Annotated in this window: 15 protein-coding genes; 4 read left to right on the forward strand and 11 right to left on the reverse strand. The window is 41.8% G+C overall.

Annotated elements, in window-relative coordinates:
- Positions 1-21 precede the first annotated feature (21 nt).
- Positions 22-3,357: a DNA polymerase III subunit alpha gene (dnaE, locus tag MHI41_RS13255; RefSeq protein WP_342494242.1), complete on the reverse strand. Its 3,336-nt coding sequence runs from the start codon at positions 3,355-3,357 to the stop codon at positions 22-24.
- A 137-nt stretch (positions 3,358-3,494) separates the two neighbouring features.
- On the opposite strand from dnaE, the gene MHI41_RS13260 reads away from it, so the two are divergent.
- The 3 genes from MHI41_RS13260 (at position 3,495) to MHI41_RS13270 (ending at position 4,631) form a co-directional block, all read left to right on the forward strand.
- Complete coding sequence (locus MHI41_RS13260; RefSeq protein ID WP_007501717.1) at positions 3,495-3,836, forward strand: YtrH family sporulation protein; 342 nt, start codon at positions 3,495-3,497, stop codon at positions 3,834-3,836.
- Positions 3,833-4,336, forward strand: coding sequence for a sporulation membrane protein YtrI (gene ytrI / locus MHI41_RS13265; protein WP_007501718.1), 504 nt, complete (start codon positions 3,833-3,835; stop codon positions 4,334-4,336). Before MHI41_RS13260 ends, ytrI begins: the two co-directional genes overlap by 4 nt.
- A gap of 109 nt (positions 4,337-4,445) precedes the next feature.
- Positions 4,446-4,631 carry a hypothetical protein gene (locus MHI41_RS13270; RefSeq protein ID WP_008346082.1) on the forward strand — a complete coding sequence of 62 codons (186 nt, stop codon included), beginning with the start codon at positions 4,446-4,448 and terminating at the stop codon, positions 4,629-4,631.
- A 49-nt stretch (positions 4,632-4,680) separates the two neighbouring features.
- Here the strand turns inward: MHI41_RS13270 and MHI41_RS13275 are convergent, their stop codons facing one another.
- Positions 4,681-5,622 (reverse strand): bifunctional oligoribonuclease/PAP phosphatase NrnA, encoded by a 942-nt coding sequence (locus MHI41_RS13275; protein ID WP_243824396.1) that lies wholly within the window; start codon positions 5,620-5,622, stop codon positions 4,681-4,683.
- 147 nt (positions 5,623-5,769) lie between these two features.
- Here MHI41_RS13275 and MHI41_RS13280 point away from each other — a divergent pair, with 147 nt between their 5' ends.
- The gene (locus tag MHI41_RS13280; protein ID WP_008343164.1) at positions 5,770-6,072 is read left to right on the forward strand and encodes a YtpI family protein; all 303 of its coding nucleotides are present in this window, start codon (positions 5,770-5,772) and stop codon (positions 6,070-6,072) included.
- Between the two features lie 203 nt (positions 6,073-6,275).
- Here the strand turns inward: MHI41_RS13280 and MHI41_RS13285 are convergent, their stop codons facing one another.
- The 9 genes from MHI41_RS13285 to MHI41_RS13325 form a co-directional block, all read right to left on the reverse strand.
- Complete coding sequence (locus MHI41_RS13285; protein ID WP_017358275.1) at positions 6,276-7,598, reverse strand: CBS domain-containing protein; 1,323 nt, start codon at positions 7,596-7,598, stop codon at positions 6,276-6,278.
- Positions 7,599-7,742: 144 nt separating this feature from the next.
- A complete protein-coding gene (locus MHI41_RS13290; protein WP_035391153.1) occupies positions 7,743-8,426 on the reverse strand; it encodes a metal-dependent hydrolase in 684 nt (227 codons plus the stop codon).
- 66 nt (positions 8,427-8,492) lie between these two features.
- On the reverse strand, positions 8,493-9,248 hold the full coding sequence (locus tag MHI41_RS13295) for an SDR family oxidoreductase (RefSeq protein WP_008343153.1): 756 nt from the start codon (positions 9,246-9,248) through the stop codon (positions 8,493-8,495).
- Between the two features lie 95 nt (positions 9,249-9,343).
- A complete protein-coding gene (locus tag MHI41_RS13300; RefSeq protein WP_282833751.1) occupies positions 9,344-10,249 on the reverse strand; it encodes a phosphotransferase in 906 nt (301 codons plus the stop codon).
- A 119-nt stretch (positions 10,250-10,368) separates the two neighbouring features.
- Complete coding sequence (gene argH / locus MHI41_RS13305; protein ID WP_025207780.1) at positions 10,369-11,742, reverse strand: argininosuccinate lyase; 1,374 nt, start codon at positions 11,740-11,742, stop codon at positions 10,369-10,371.
- Positions 11,739-12,950 (reverse strand): argininosuccinate synthase, encoded by a 1,212-nt coding sequence (locus MHI41_RS13310; RefSeq protein ID WP_008343148.1) that lies wholly within the window; start codon positions 12,948-12,950, stop codon positions 11,739-11,741. Before MHI41_RS13310 ends, argH begins: the two co-directional genes overlap by 4 nt.
- Positions 12,951-13,123: 173 nt before the next feature.
- On the reverse strand, positions 13,124-13,639 hold the full coding sequence (locus MHI41_RS13315; RefSeq protein WP_342494243.1) for a molybdenum cofactor biosynthesis protein B: 516 nt from the start codon (positions 13,637-13,639) through the stop codon (positions 13,124-13,126).
- Between the two features lie 99 nt (positions 13,640-13,738).
- A complete protein-coding gene (locus MHI41_RS13320) occupies positions 13,739-14,923 on the reverse strand; it encodes an acetate kinase (protein WP_007501728.1) in 1,185 nt (394 codons plus the stop codon).
- Positions 14,924-15,152: 229 nt separating this feature from the next.
- Positions 15,153-16,127 carry a class I SAM-dependent methyltransferase gene (locus MHI41_RS13325; protein ID WP_268448832.1) on the reverse strand — a complete coding sequence of 325 codons (975 nt, stop codon included), beginning with the start codon at positions 16,125-16,127 and terminating at the stop codon, positions 15,153-15,155.
- Positions 16,128-16,143 lie beyond the last annotated feature (16 nt).

Genomic DNA, 16,143 nt, shown 5'->3' on the forward strand with positions numbered 1-16,143 from the left:
ACATATTCAGACGATTTGTCATCATTTAATCACAACGTTTTGTTCACCTAGCAGCTCTTTTAACTGGAAAATGACCGCATGATCTGCATGAACTTTGTATGCATCTGGAAGTCTCATCGTCTTTTTTTGCTTTTCATAATACAAATAGACATCTGCTTCTCCGCTGTGCATGGAGATCACTCGTTTCACTTGTTCTAGCAGCTCCTGCGTATGGTTCTCTTCTTTGACTCGAATGTAGACAGATTCTTTTCTTTTAGAGCCTATCTCTTCCAGTAGAACAGCTTCTTGCACGATGATTTGACTGCTCTCATTTCTGACATCTATTCTGCCTTCAACATAAAGCATTGCGCCCTCCTCAAGTAAGGGGGACAGCTTTCTAAATTGCTCTGGAAAGACGACACCTTCCATTTCTCCCGTTTCATCCCCGAATGTGACAAATGCCATCGATTGTCCATTTTTTGTCCGAATCGATTTCACCTTTGTCAAAAGACCACCCATTGAGATCTTTCGCTTTATATAGGAAGAAAGTCTGATGATTTCCACTGCACCATTCTCTCTCAAACGATCTCGATACGCTTGTACTGGGTGATTTGATAAATATAACCCGAGTGCTTCTTTCTCAAATTGCAAGAGATCGACAAGCGGCATTTCTTCTATCTCCGCATATTTTGGCTTAATGGAGAACGTTGTATCCCCAAGAAAGTCCAATTGATCCTCAGGTGTTAAAAATGACACATGGTCTAACGCAATATCTATCGATGCTAATAACGAAGCACGATTTGGATGAAGCTCATCCATTGCCCCTGAGAAAATGAGGGCTTCAATCGTTTTTCGGTTGACACTCTTTGTTGATACCCTTGCGCAAAAATCAAATAAATCTTCAAATGGCTTTTCCTGTCTTGCTCTGTATATATCCTTTACAGCTGACACTCCGACATTTTTGATCGCTCTTAAGCTGTAGCGGATCTCCCCTTTTTCAACCGTGAATGGAAATTCGCTCTTATTAATAGAAGGCTTCAACACAGATATCCCTTTTTCCTTTGCCTCATAGAAATATTGAGCCACTTTGTCTTCATTTCCAATCACACTCGTTAAAAGACCGCACATAAAATATAACGGATAATGCGCTTTTAAATAAGCAAGCTGAAAGCCGATCATGCTATATGCAACAGCATGGCTTCTATTAAAACCATAGTTTGCAAATTTGACGATTAGGTCATAAACGTCATTTGCAATGTTAACAGGATACTCCTTTTTTAGGCATCCTTCAACAAAATGGCTTCGCTCTTCATCAAGCACCTTTTTATCCTTCTTTGAAACGGCTCTTCTTAGTAAATCAGCCTCGCCCAGCTTAAAGCCTGCCATCTTTGCTGCAATCAGCATGATTTGCTCCTGATAGACGATGACCCCATATGTATCCTTTAAGATGTCATACAAATCTGGATGCGGGTAGGAGACTTTCACTCTGCCATGCTTTCGGTCGATAAAGAGCGGGATATTCTCCATCGGACCCGGGCGGTATAAGGCATTGACAGCCACGATATCTTCTAGACTAGAAGGTTTCAGTCGTCTCAGCACCTGACGCATACCTTGTGACTCCAGCTGAAAAATCCCCGTTGTATCTCCCGCTGATAACAAATCAAACGTTTTCTGATCTTCATATGAAATGTCACTAAAGTTAATGTGGACGTTTTCCTGTCTTTCAATCTGGTTTTTAATGGATTCAATTAATGTTAAGTTTCTCAAACCTAAAAAATCCATTTTTAAAAGACCGAGATCTTCTAAATAATTCATCGCATATTGTGTCAAATACACTCCATCATGGCCTTCTTGAATAGGCACGACTTGTGTGAGCGGCTCCTCACTTAGGACAACGCCGGCTGCATGTGTTGATGTATGTCTTGGTAATCCTTCTACCTTTAAAGCGGTTTGAAACACTCTTTGCAGCTCTTCAGATTGCTGGAGCAGTGTTTTTAATTCTGAGGAGACCGTCACCGCTTCTTTCAGTGTCGTCCCTGGCTTTGATGGGATGAGCTTTGCAAGGCGGTCTGCTGCTTTTGAATCAATTCCCATCACACGTCCGACATCTCTTAAAGCTGCCTTTGCAGCAAGTGTTCCAAACGTGACAATTTGCGCCACATGCATATCCCCATATTTGTCTTTTACGTATGAAATGATTTCATCTCTTCTCGTGTCAGGAAAATCGATATCTATATCCGGCATACTGATTCGTTCAGGATTTAAAAAACGCTCGAATAAAAGCCCGTGACGGATCGGATCGACATCTGTAATAAACAGAACATACGCAACTAAAGAGCCTGCTGCTGATCCCCGGCCAGGACCTGTGACAATGCCATGATCATGAGCATACTTCATAAAATCCCACACAATGAGGAAATAGTCACTGAAATTCATTTTTTGAATGATGCTCAGCTCATACTCAAGCCTTTTGATATATGTGTCATTTGAAGCAATCTGTCTTCGTTTCATGCCTTCTTGGCACACTCTTCGTAAAAACTGATCAGCTGTTGATTGATCAGGCGTCGGATAAGTTGGCAGTTTCGTCTGACCAAGATTTAAATCGACCTCACAGCGGTTTGCAATCTCAACCGTTCTTGCCAGCAATTCTGGATCATCACCATACCACTTCATCATTTCTTCGATCGATCTGAAATGCTTGTCTCCTTGGTCTTCCTCTATTTCTGATAACTGCTGGCCTGCTTTAATGGCTTTTAAACATGTATATGCGGTTTTGTCCTCTTGATGGATATAGTGGACGTCACCTGTTGCCACAAGCGGGATGTTCGCCCTTTTTGAGAGTTCCCTGAGCTTATGAGACAGCTCTTCGTCCTGCTGAAACGGCTGAACGGCTAAATACACATGTTCCTCACCAAAAAGATCTTTTAAATGGCTCGCTGCATCCCTTGCTTCATCTAGCTGATCATGTTGCAGCAGCGTTTCAATATAGCCGGATACGCCTGGTGTGATGGCAATAAGGCCATGATGATAGGCTTTCAGCCATTTCTCTTTCAGGCCGGTTTTTGACTTTGATTTCAAGACACTGCTAATTTTGATCAAGTTTTGATAGCCTTCATTGTTTTTGGCAAGGAGGATCAAAGGATAAGCCTCTGTCTCTTGTTCATCTATGAAGACAGAAGCTGTTAAACCGATAATCGGCTTGATGCCATGTGTTTTACATTCCTTATAAAATTCAACCGTTCCATACATCACATGGTCATCGGTAAGAGCGAGCGCTTGATAGCCAAGTTCTTTCGCCTTTAATACGAGCTCCTTGACCTTCGCTGCACTGCTCAACAAGCTGTATCCACTGTGGACCTGAAGATGAACATAGGACATGCTTAATCCACTCCTTTCGTCTAAATTCATTCTTTCATTATAAAACGCGATGCGGTGAGAAACAAATGTTCTTTCTTTTCCGCTCGTTCATACTTGTCCAGCACACGCCATATATTGAATAGAGTGAGGTGGGAAAAATGGATGTGAAGGAAGCCTTTATTCCAAACTTTATTAGCTGTTATTTTATCGCACTGGGGGTTATTTTGGGCGGTGCCATTATCGGCGGGGTAGGTGCATATTTATCTGGTCAGCCACCGCTATCAATTATTTCAAGTCTTGCCAACCGCTTAAAAATTTGGGCACTTGTTGCGGCAATCGGTGGAACTTTTGATGCGGTCTATAGTTTTGAAAGAGGGATTTTCGAAGGGAACACACGTGATATTTTCAAGCAGATCTTGTTAATTATCTCTGCTATGGGCGGTGCGCAAACGGGGTATCTCCTGATTACGTGGCTCACTCAGGAGCATGTGTCATCATGAGGGTGCCTGAGCTGTATAAACGTCCAGGCTGGCAGCGTTTTTTTGCTGGGATGATGTTCGGCGCAATTATCAGCTGGCTGATTTTTCTCTTTACGTATGGCACCTTTCAAGAGAAGCAAGTGACACTGCTCAGAAGCCAGCAGCACCATATGGACAGTCTGAAAGAACAAATCACACTCTATCGGGAAGATTTGCATAAATTAAATGAAGACAATAAGCAGCGTCTGCTTATTCAGAGCGTAGATGTTCACCTCGTCAACCGTGAGCAGTACAAAATCCCGGAGCCAGATACCTTGAAATTTGAAGATCAGGTGAAAGAGGATATCTCAGAGGTGATCACAAAGGATATTGAAAGTGTCTATAAAACAAAAGAGCTCTTAAAACGGACCGTGGAAAATAAAGAATATACGATTAGAGAAAAGGCATACCGCGCCAAAGTCACTGAGCTGACCATTTATACAAAGCTATCGCTTGAAGTGCGTATTTCCTTTGCTGAATAATAGATGATGTGGAATTTTTATGAATTTCTGCACTCAATGATCGCTTTTCACTTGTTATTTTTATACACTAAAAGAAGAACGAGATCATCACAAGAAAGAGGTGAGAACAATGGAGGTTTACAGCTATCGTCAAATGGCACGAGACAAAGCAAGCCGGATTAAAGACGGCATGTGTGCTTATGCCGAGACAGAAATGATGGCCCATTTAATTAAAAAAGAATTAAAGCATCAAAATCTCCAAGCCTATGAAGATTCAACTGACATCGGCTGCTGGTTTATCCCTGTATCCAAGTAACCCTTTTCTCAAGCACAAAAAAAGAGAGGGGGGACTTGAAGCCCCTCTCTCACGATGATGATTTACATACTTCTTCTAAATCACGCAAAATCTCATCTGCAACTGCCCAATCATATATGGACGCACCGGCTGCAAGCGGGTGACCTCCGCCATGATATTTTTTAGCAATGGTGTTAATGACGACGCCTTTTGAGCGGAATCTCACACGAATCTGATCGTTCTCTTCCACAAAAAAGACCCATGCCTTAATCCCTGCAATATTTCCAAGTGTTCCAACAAGCTGTGAGGCTTGCTGCGCTGTTGTTTGGAACGACTCCAAAATGTCACGTTTAATAAAAACAGAAGCTACGCCATTCTCTGATAAGGAGATATGTTGAAAAATATAGCCATTTAATTTCACGACATTCAAATCTGTCTCATACAATTGATTGAAAAGGTCTGATGATGAAAACGGATATTCGATGAGTTCACCCGCATATTTGAGTGTCTTTTTCGTTGTGTTTGGGAAAAGGAAACGGCCTGTGTCTCCTACAATGCCGGCATAAATGAGTTCTGCCGCCTTTGTATTCAGCTGATATCCTTCTTCTTTCCCCTCTAAATACAGCTCATAAATCATTTCACTAACAGAGCTTGCTTCTGTATCAACCCAAAGCAAATCACCATACGGATCTTCATTCGGATGATGATCAATTTTCATCAGCTTATCGCCCATTGAATAACGCTGATCATCAATTCTTGCTTGATTCGCAGTGTCACAGACAATGACAAGGGCACCTTTGTACACTTCATCTGGCACCTCATCTAATTCATATAAAAATGAAAGGGATGGCTCAGGGGTTCCTGTCACATAAATATTTTTTTCTGGATAGGTGGCACGCAAGATTTCCGTAAGGCCGCACTGCGATCCATATGCGTCTGGATCAGGTCTTACATGTCTATGAATGATGATGGTGTCATATAATGATATGGTTCTAATCAGTTCTTTTTTCATAAATACTCCTTCTTATGCGATACTCTTTTTATTATTAAATCATAATCTACCCAGACAGAAAAGTGAGGAATAGACAATTTATTCTAGTAAGCAAGCCTATTTACGTTTAAAATAGGGTTGTAACCACTTACAATGGAGGCTTGGCACATGCTTGTTTTGATTGTGTTTATTATTTGTTCTGCCATGTTTTATTTATACTACAAAGCAAAGAATGTCCGTACGAACCGGCCGGTCGAAAAGAAATTCTGGTCTGCCAAATCAAGTATGGCACTTGGCTGCTTTGTCCTGCTCTTCGGTGTAAATCAATTATTTTTAAACCGCTCGTCACTGGCATTTGTCATTGGGTTTGTTTTTGTTGCAGTTGGTATCGGCAGTACATGGGCCGGATATAAAGCCTATAAGCACTATCTTCCGCTCTTTTTAAAGGAAGGCGAAAAAGACCACGCATAATAGAGAAAAGGGCTAAAATGAACTTTATTTTAGCCCTTTCTCTTCTTTTCAGCGTGATAGAAAACCTTTGCAGCCCTAGGAAGGAGGAGTACTGGCGCGGAGCGAATGTCACATTCGTGAGCACCAGCACGCAGGACTGACAACGAATGCGAGGGTTTGTCTACACGCTGAAAGGGCGCATTCATGCCGACCTTTTTTGCCTATTATCCTCTCTCCATCAGCTGCACCATCAGCATCGCTTTGCCTACAATATTTGACTGGTGGTAAACTTCCACTTCCAGCTTTCCAAACTTGCGCCCAACTTCTAAAATATTCGGTTTGATCTGTATCGTGGATTCCATTTGAACCGGTTTTAAGAAATAGACAGAAAGACTTTCTACAATTAGCTCGCCTTTTTTATGAGACTTTAAGAAGCGGTTGGCTGATTCGATTAAAATTTGTGTAAACACACCATACGAAATATTGCCGAGCTGATTTGTCATTTGTGGTGAGACTTCATATTGGTACACCGCATCTGTTTTTGGTTTTTCTGTCTCAGTCTCCTTAAATCCTCGTGACACGACATCATCCAGCTTTTCACCGACCTGCGGCTGCTTTTGAATCATTTGTAGCGCCTTCAGCACGTCCTGACGGCTAATCATCCCAATCAGCTTCGCATGATCATTTACAACTGGCAGCACCTCAATACCTTCCCACACCATCATTTGTGCAGCTGAAGCGACAGATGTTTTGCCAATAACGGTCAGCGGATTTTTTGTCATCACCTTTTCAATCGGTGTAGAACGGTCATGGCCGGCAATATCCTTTGAGGTCAAAATGCCGTGAATTTTCATTTGATCGTCTGCTACCGGGAACCGGCCGTGCCCGGTTTCATAATTCTTTTCATACCATTTCTCAAGTTTGTCTTCTGGCGATAAATAGACGGTCCGTTCTATCGGCGTTAAAATATCCTCCACAAGCACAATTTCTTTTTTAATCAACTGGTCATAAATGGCCCGGTTAATGAGAGCCGCTACGGTAAATGTATCGTAGCTTGTTGATAAAATGGGCAGCTCAAGCTCATCTGCGAGCTGAATAATTTCATCATCTGTTGAGAATCCGCCCGTGACCAGCACAGCCGCTCCCGCCTCTAATGCTTGCCGGTGAGCATTGATTCGGTTTCCGACGATCAACAGGTTGCCTGCTGCTGTGTATCGCATCATCGCATCCAGTTCCATTGCACCGATGACAAATTTATTTAACGTTTTATGTAAGCCGGCTCGTCCGCCAAGCACCTGACCATCAATGACATTGACTACTTCCGCATATGTCAGCTTTTCAATATTTTCTTTTTTCTTCTGTTCAATTCGAATGGTACCCACTCGTTCAATGGTGCTCACGAACCCTTTATTTTCAGCATCCTTAATAGCCCGGTAAGCCGTGCCTTCACTGACTTTCATTTCTTTCGCTATACGCCGGACAGAAATTTTCTCTCCGACATCTAATGAATCAATATACGATAAAATTTGCTCATGCTTTGTCGCCAATCCCGTTCACCCTTTTTGTTTTCAGCGTTTTCATCTATATTTCATTATAAAGGCAGGAGGCTTTTAATAGCAATTTGTCTTTTACACGAGTACGATACAGGCAAATAAAAAAGCCGGTAGGGTGCCGGCTTTTGTTTATCATGATTATATATCGATGGATTCTCCGCTGTTTAATACGTGACCCACGCCGCCATGCAAGCTGTCTGCAAAGGCATGAGGATCTTGTTCAATCGGCGGGAATGTACTGTAATGAATTGGTACGACTTGTTTCGCACGAAGCCATTCTGCTGCGATTCTCGCATCGTCTGGTCCCATTGTGAAGTTATCACCTATTGGCAGGAAGGCAAGCTCAATATGATTCAGTTCCCCAATGAGTTTCATATCCGAGAAGAGAGCCGTGTCTCCAGCATGATAAATTGTTTTGCCTTCAGCAGTAAATAAAATACCGGATGGCATACCTGTATACGTAATCGTTTTGGATTCTTCATCAATGACCGCTGAGCCATGGAACGCTTGCGTCAGCTTGACTTTACCAAATTCAAATTCACGGCCGCCGCCAATAGAAAGCGGGTGTGTTTTCACCCCTTGCCAGCCTAAATAAGTGGCAAGTTCGAATGGCGCAATCACGAGTGCGTCATTGTTTTTAGCGATTTCAATCGTGTCTCCGACGTGATCTCCATGCCCGTGCGTGAGCAAAATCACATCTGCTTTCACATCTTGCGGTTTGATATCCGTGTGCTTATTTCCATTTAAAAATGGATCAATCCAAATATGGTATCCGTTTGTTTCAATGTGTACGACTGAATGTCCATGATATGTAGCTTTCATGTAAATATATCCACCTTTCGAATTTGATCTCATTTTGTCTATTCCCTCTATAAAAAGCTGAAAAACTTAGTGCCTGTGAATGACATTAAGACCACCTGTTGCTTCAATGACGGTTCCTGTAATGAGGTCTGAACGGTCATCACATAGAAATGAAATGATACGACCGATATCCTCACCTGTCCCAGACCGACCAATCGGTGTTTCATCGTCTTTTATCTGACGTGCTTCCTCTATCGTTGATTCTTTCATGTCTCCAACGATTTTGCCTGGACACACCATATTAGCGGTGATGCCGTTTTCGGCTTCTTCAATCGCAATGGTTTTCGTTAATGACGCAAGGCCCACTTTTGCCGCTCCGAAGGCTGATCTATGCATCCATCCTGGCGCATGGTCTGCACCTTGGAAGCCATATGTGATAATCCGGCCAAAGCCTTGTTTTCTCATCATAGGGATCACCATTCGAAACAAATGGAACACTGCGGATAGGTTGCCTTCCATCATTTGATACCATTCGTCTTCAGAGTAATCCGCGAGTTTTTTTCGTTCAAAAATATAAGGTCCAGCATTATTGATCAAGGCATCAATCCGCCCAAATCGCTCTGCTGCCAGCTCGACCATGTTTTTTAAATCTTCTTTGTTTGTCACATCGCCTTGGACAAATTGAAGCTTTTCTTCGTATTCTTGCAGTTCTTCTTTCATCTGCCGGACAGCTTCATCATCACTTCGATAATTCACTGTCACAGAATACCCCATATTCAGTAAAGACTCGGTAACTTTCCTGCCAAGTCCTTTAGAACCCGCTGTTATTAATGCGTGTCGCACACAATCTCCTCCTAAAGCAAAGGTTGCAAGTTCATGTGTTTCTTTTATTATCTTTACTTTACTATAAACCGGCTCCCTTCGCACTTTTGAACCCTTTAACAATGAGGGGAAAACCGTATAGGGTGATTCATCCACTTTTTCATATCCCATGAACCATGGATATCGAGAAGCAGCGAAACAAACCGATAGCATTCTCTCACCTCATGAAGCTGGCGAGGAAGCGGGCAAATCTCTTCATAGCCCAATTGAACAGCTTGTGCAGCTTCTTTTGTCAAAAGATATTCTAGTGCAATAAAATCAAACGCAGCTGGTCCAAATACGACATATTCCGTATCAACTAGACTCGCCACTTGATCATCGTCTTCAATATATTGCGATGGGTCTAAATCAATTAAAATGAGACTGGCTGCATCAGGAGGACTTAGCTTTTCAAGCTTTTGCTGCACCTTTTCTGCATAATCCTGATATTCAGGCTGATCAGCGTAATAGCGGCTGATGAGTTTGGAGACTGTCTTTTTTAACAGCGCATGGAATTCTCTCAAATGTCTCTTTTCTCCCCCGTATACTGCACCGAAAAAGGTTGTTTGATATGAATGAAGATGCGCTAGTTTCCTCCCGTAATCCCTATAGAATTGTGCTGAACGGCCCTCAAAAGATGTTAAAGGGATTCCTTCTACTTTTTCCATGACGTAAAAGTGTTTCCCCGCCTTCTTCACTTTACGAACAACTTTCGGAATATGATAGGAATTCGTATGAGCCAGCTTTTCATTGATTTCATCAAGATGCTCCTGTACAGTACGGACATCTACTCCATAAATCAAGTTGATCCCATACACAAATTCACTTTCTTCTCTTGCAGTTTTTGGAGATTTCACTACATATTCCGTTTGGTCTTGTAAGGAAATCAGCCACACATCATTAGCCCGGCCATCGTATGGTTCTCCTAACGTTTTCACTGATACGATAGGCTGATCAAACAAAGCCTGAAGCGTTTTCTTCATGAACTGTTGTCACTCCTTATTCAGCTTGACACTGGTATGCTTTCCTTTTCTCCAGTGAAGATCAATCTCCTTTTTCCCATGACAAAAAACCATCCGTATAAACGAATGGTTTTGGCGAATTATGCTAGGCAGGCTTTTGCTTTTTCTAAAGCGAGCTGAATTTGTTTGAATCCAGTTCCACCTGCACTTGTTCTTTTTTCAACAGCAACATACGGATCAAGAACAGTGTAAATGTCTTGTTCAAAGAGGCCGCTTGCTTCTGTAAATGTTTCAAATGGAAGGTCACTTAAATAGATGCCTTTTTGAATGCATGTATACACAAGCTTCCCAACGATTTCGTGTGCTTCACGGAATGGCATGCCTTTTTTCGCAAGGTAGTCTGCCACTTCGGTCGCATTTGAGAAATCTTCTTTTGTTGCTTTTTTCATGACATCTTCGTTCACTGTCATTGTTTGAATCATGCCTGTGAAGATTTGCAGGCTGCCAGCGATCGTTTTCACCGTATCAAACATGCCTTCTTTATCTTCTTGCAAGTCTTTGTTATACGTAAGCGGCAAGCCTTTCATAATGGTGAGCAGCCCCATCAGGTTGCCATATACCCGCCCTGTTTTTCCGCGGATCAATTCAGCCATATCCGGGTTTTTCTTTTGCGGCATCATGCTGCTGCCTGTTGCGTACGTGTCATCGAGCTCAATGAATTTGAATTCTTGAGAACACCATAATATGATTTCCTCACAAAGACGTGAGAGGTGCATCATCACAAGACTGCTATTAGACAAGAACTCTAAAATGAAATCACGATCACTCACGCCATCAAGGCTGTTCTCGTAAATATGGTCAAAGCCAAGAAGCTCTGCTGTATATTCACGATCAATTGGGAATGTCGTTCCTGCTAACGCCCCGCATCCAAGTGGTGACACATTAATCCGCTTCAATGAATCTTGAAAACGCGCTTTGTCCCGCTCAAGCATCCAAAAGTAGGCAAGCATATGATGGGCAAAGGAAATAGGCTGTGCACGCTGTAAGTGCGTATATCCCGGAAAAATTGTTTCAACGTGCTGTTCAGCTTTTTCTACAAGCACTGTTTGAAAAGAAGAGATCAGCTCAATGATATGCTCTACTTGGTTATTCAAATATAAATGCATATCGGTTGCGACCTGATCATTCCGGCTTCTCGCTGTGTGTAATTTGCCGCCAAGCGGACCAATCTCATCAATGAGCATTTTTTCAAGGTTTAAATGAATGTCCTCATAATCCACTGAGAATTCAAGTTCATCCGCCTCTGCCTTTTTCATGAGCGTATTCAGTCCGTCTTTGATTGCAGCGGCCTCCTCATCGCCGATGATACCGCATTTATTCAGCATACTTGCATGGGCAAGGGAGCCGGTCAGATCTTCTTTGACTAATTGTTTGTCGAAATGAATGGATGCACCAAACTCATCGACCCATTTTTCTGGTGTTTTTTGAAATCGGCCTCCCCAAAGCTTTTTCATGCTTTAACCTGCTCCTTTTTATTCACGATGCTGTTTACTTTTGTTGGTAAACCCCAAAGGTTAATAAATCCTACAGCTGCATCATGATCGAATTCATCTGCTTTTGTATAAGTTGCTAGATTTTCATCATAAAGTGAATATGGTGATTTACGTCCTTCTACAATGGCATGGCCTTTAAATAGTTTCACACGTACAACACCTGTTACGTTCTTTTGCGTTTCTTGTAAGAATGCATCTAGTGCTGATTTAAGTGGTGAGAACCATAAGCCGTTGTATATTAATTCAGCCATTTTTTGTTCAACGATTGGCTTAAAGTGTGCTACTTCTTTGACAAGCGTTAAGTCTTCAAGTTCTTTGTGTGCTTTTAATAGGGTAACTGCACCTGGGCACTCATATACTTCACGAGATTTGATTCCAACAAGACGGTTTTCAACATGATCGATTCTGCCTACACCATGCTGGCCAGCAACTTCATTTAAATGAAGGATCAGATCAGATAATGAATACTGGATTCCGTCAATCGCTGTTGGTTTTCCTTTTTCAAACGTGATTTCAATGATTTCAGGTGTGTCAGGTGTTTTTTCAAGTGGATTTGTCAGATCATAAGCACCTTCTGGCGGCGCTGCCCAAGGATCTTCTAAAATACCACATTCGTTACTTCTGCCCCAAAGGTTTTGGTCGATTGAATATGGGCTATCTAAGTTAATCGGAATTGGAATACCGTGCTTTTGTGCATAGTCGATTTCTTCATCACGAGACCATTTCCATTCACGCACTGGTGCAAGAACTTCTAGGTCTGGATTCAAAGCTTTGATTGATACTTCAAAACGAACTTGGTCGTTTCCTTTCCCTGTACATCCGTGTGCAACGGCTACGGCATTTTCTTTCTCTGCGACTTCCACTAACTTTTTGGCAATGAGCGGACGAGATAGTGCAGACACTAACGGGTATTTCCCTTCATACATCGTGTGTGCTTGCAGTGCTGCAAGTGCAAATTCTTCAGCAAACTCTTCTTTTGCGTCGATCATGTAAGATTGAACAGCTCCGACTTGAAGTGCTTTTTGTTGAACGAATGCTAAATCTTTTCCTTCACCTACGTCCAGGCAGCAAGCAACAACTTCGTAACCTTGCTCCTGTAACCATTTAACTGCAACAGAGGTATCAAGACCTCCGGAATATGCTAATACGACTTTTTTATTTTGTGACATGTTTGAAAAGCTCCTCTCGCTTGTTTTGATTCTGTGAATGTTTTTTGCATAAAAATAAGTTTTAATTTATAAACATGCATTTAGTATGTATACACTGTAACAAGGAAAAATTGTTTTTTCAACCCCTTTATGAAAAAAACTCTGCCAAATTTTCTTGGCAGAGTCATTTTGGGCTATTTTTGATCTTTTTCAAGCTCTCGCAAGACATGAGGAAGCTCTGGAATAATGAGTTTGGTCATGGCTAACCGAACTGCTCCGGTAGAGCCTGGTGTGGCAAAAACGGCTTTTTGGTTAATCACCCCTGCCGTCGCTCTAGATAAGATAGCGGCTGATCCAATATCTTCTGTATAGCTCAGCATGCGAAAAATTTCTCCAAAGCCCGGCAGCTCTTTTGAGAAAAGAGGTGTAATGGATTCAATCGTGACGTCCCTTGCTGCAATACCAGTTCCCCCGTTTAACAAGACGGCATCAATCTTCGCTTCGCTTGTTCCTTCTAAAACGGCGTCTTGAATCGCCCCAATATGATCTTTCACAATATCGTATGAAAGAATAAGATGCCCTTGTTCTTTGAGCAAATCAATCATCAGACGGCCGCTTTTATCTGTTTCTTTTGTCCTTGTATCACTGACGGTAATGACTTTTACATGAAGCCTCGTTTTCGCTTCACGTTTATGTTCTTCGACGCTCATCTCTTCACACCGCTCCTTTCATATTGCCTCACATTATAGCATGCTGATTTCAATAGAAAAAAGCCCTTTTCCGCTGAGGAAAAGAGCTTTAAAAGGATGTTACGCTAAACGCATAACGTCTCTTGCAATCATAACTTCTTCGTTCGTTGGAATCACGATGACTTTTACAGGAGAGTGAGGGTAGCTGATGAATGCTTCTTCGCCTCTCATGTTGTTAAGAGATGGATCCCAATATACGCCCATGAATTCTAGACCACGAAGTACACGTGCTCTCACTTCTGAGCTGTTTTCACCGATTCCAGCTGTGAAGATGATGGCATCTACACCATTCATTCTCGCTGCATAAGAACCGATGTATTTATGAATACGGCTTGCAAAAATATCTAGTGCTACTTCTGCACGGTCGTTTCCTTCTTCTGTCGCTTCTTCGATATCACGAAGATCACTTGAAAGACCAGACACACCTAAAAGACCACTCTTCTTATTCAAAGTAGAAAGTACTTCTTCAGCTGTATGTCCTGTTTTCTCCATAATAAATGGAATAAGGGCAGGGTCAATGTTACCTGAACGTGTTCCCATTGCAACACCCGCAAGTGGTGTGAAGCCCATTGACGTATCGATTGATTTTCCGCCTTCAACTGCTGCGATACTTGCACCATTTCCAAGGTGGCAAGAAATCAAACGAAGCTCTTCAAGAGGACGGCCTAATAGCTCTGCTGCACGCTCTGTTACGAACTTATGGCTTGTCCCGTGGAATCCGTATTTACGAATACCAAAGTTTTTGTAGTAGTCGTACGGAAGGCTGTATAGGTAAGACTGCTCTGGCATTGTTTGGTGGAACGCTGTATCGAACACAGCAATCGCTGGTACGTCAGGCAGAATTTGTTTAAATGCTTTGATTCCTACAACGTTTGCAGGGTTGTGAAGTGGTGCAAGCTCTGAAAGCTGATCAATGTCATTGATGACTTCATCTGTTAATACAACAGAATCGCTGAATTTTTCTCCGCCGTGAACGACGCGGTGTCCTACGCCATCAATTTCATTAAAGTCTTTGATGATGTTAAATTCAATTAGTTTTTCAAGCAGCATTTTAACCGCTACTGCATGATCTGGAATATCTGTGACTTCTGTTTTCTTTTCTCCATCTACAGAAATCGTGAAGATACTGTTGTCCATTCCGATTCTTTCAACAAGACCTTTTGTTAAAACGGTTTCTTCTGGCATGTCGAACAATTGGAATTTAAGAGATGAGCTTCCTGCGTTGATTGCAATAATTTTGGACATTACTGTCGCTCCTTTTACTCAGTTGTTATATAAGGTTTCACGTTTTTTCGGTGCTATATTCAACCTGTTTGAACGGGTCTTTTATAGTTTAACGATAAGTCCGAAAAATATCTGACTTTTTCATTTAAACATTGAAAACTTTGCATTTCAAGTACACCTTCGAACTGTTACCGCTTACATCAATAAGTCGTTATTTTCTGAATAATAAAATAGCCAGACATCACTCTGGCTATTCTTTCGTTTCTTTTTCTTCTATAAACCATTGGTCTAATTTTCTCATGACGCCAACCATTGCTTCTTTCTGTGAGAAAGATGGCAGATTGGCAAATAGCATACGTTTCGGTGCTTCGAGCCCCTCTTTTTTCTTTTGCATCACAAATAAGCTTTTGGCATGCTTTTTGTCTTTGAACATAGAGACTGGCAGCTGAATTAACGCATTCATATATGCATGTTCTTTGATGAAATCCTTTAATTGTACGCTTTCTTTTCCTTCAAATAAATCGTTTGGAATGATGAAGAATAAGAAGCCGCCTTCTTTCGTGTAACGAAGACTTTGCTCAATGAATAAATAATGCGCAAAGGAATGACCTTCTTTTGCCTTTAATTCATAGTCTTTAGCGCACTCATCATTTGGATAATACCCGACAGGAAGACTGCATACAGCAACATCTGCTGGTGAGATAAGAAGCGGCTCAAGGCTGTCCTGGTGGAAAAGCTCTACTTCTTTTTCTTCTAAGTTCGCTTGTGCCCACGCAATTTTAATGAGCACGTCATCAATTTCAGAGGCAAAACCACGTTTTGTTTCTGCTGTTACATTGTTGAGGACCGCAAGCAGTAAATTCCCTGTTCCCGCTGCTGGATCAAAGACAACCAGCTCTTTTTGTCCTTCTAAAAATTTATTGACCAAATAGCTGACAAACAGACCAATTGTATCAGGTGTCATCTGCCGGTTTGGATGTGAAATATCTTTTTGTCCTTTCAGTACGGCGAGCTGAAACGCTTTACGAATCTGCTCATGATCATAAGAGGCGAAATCTGCTTTCTCTATTAAATCTTTTAGTAAACCGTTTCGATCATTTGACTGGAAAAAGGCTTCTCCTGCTTCTGCCAATGCTTCAATATAGGAAATGTTCTGTTCCTTTTTTAAACGAATTGAAGCTGTATCGAGCAGCTCATAAATCGTACTCACTTGATCTTTCTGCAATGCTTTTCTCTCCTCG

It is taken from the genome of Bacillus sp. FSL M7-0307 (assembly GCF_038627835.1).
Taxonomy (GTDB): Bacteria; Bacillota; Bacilli; order Bacillales; family Bacillaceae; genus Bacillus; species Bacillus altitudinis.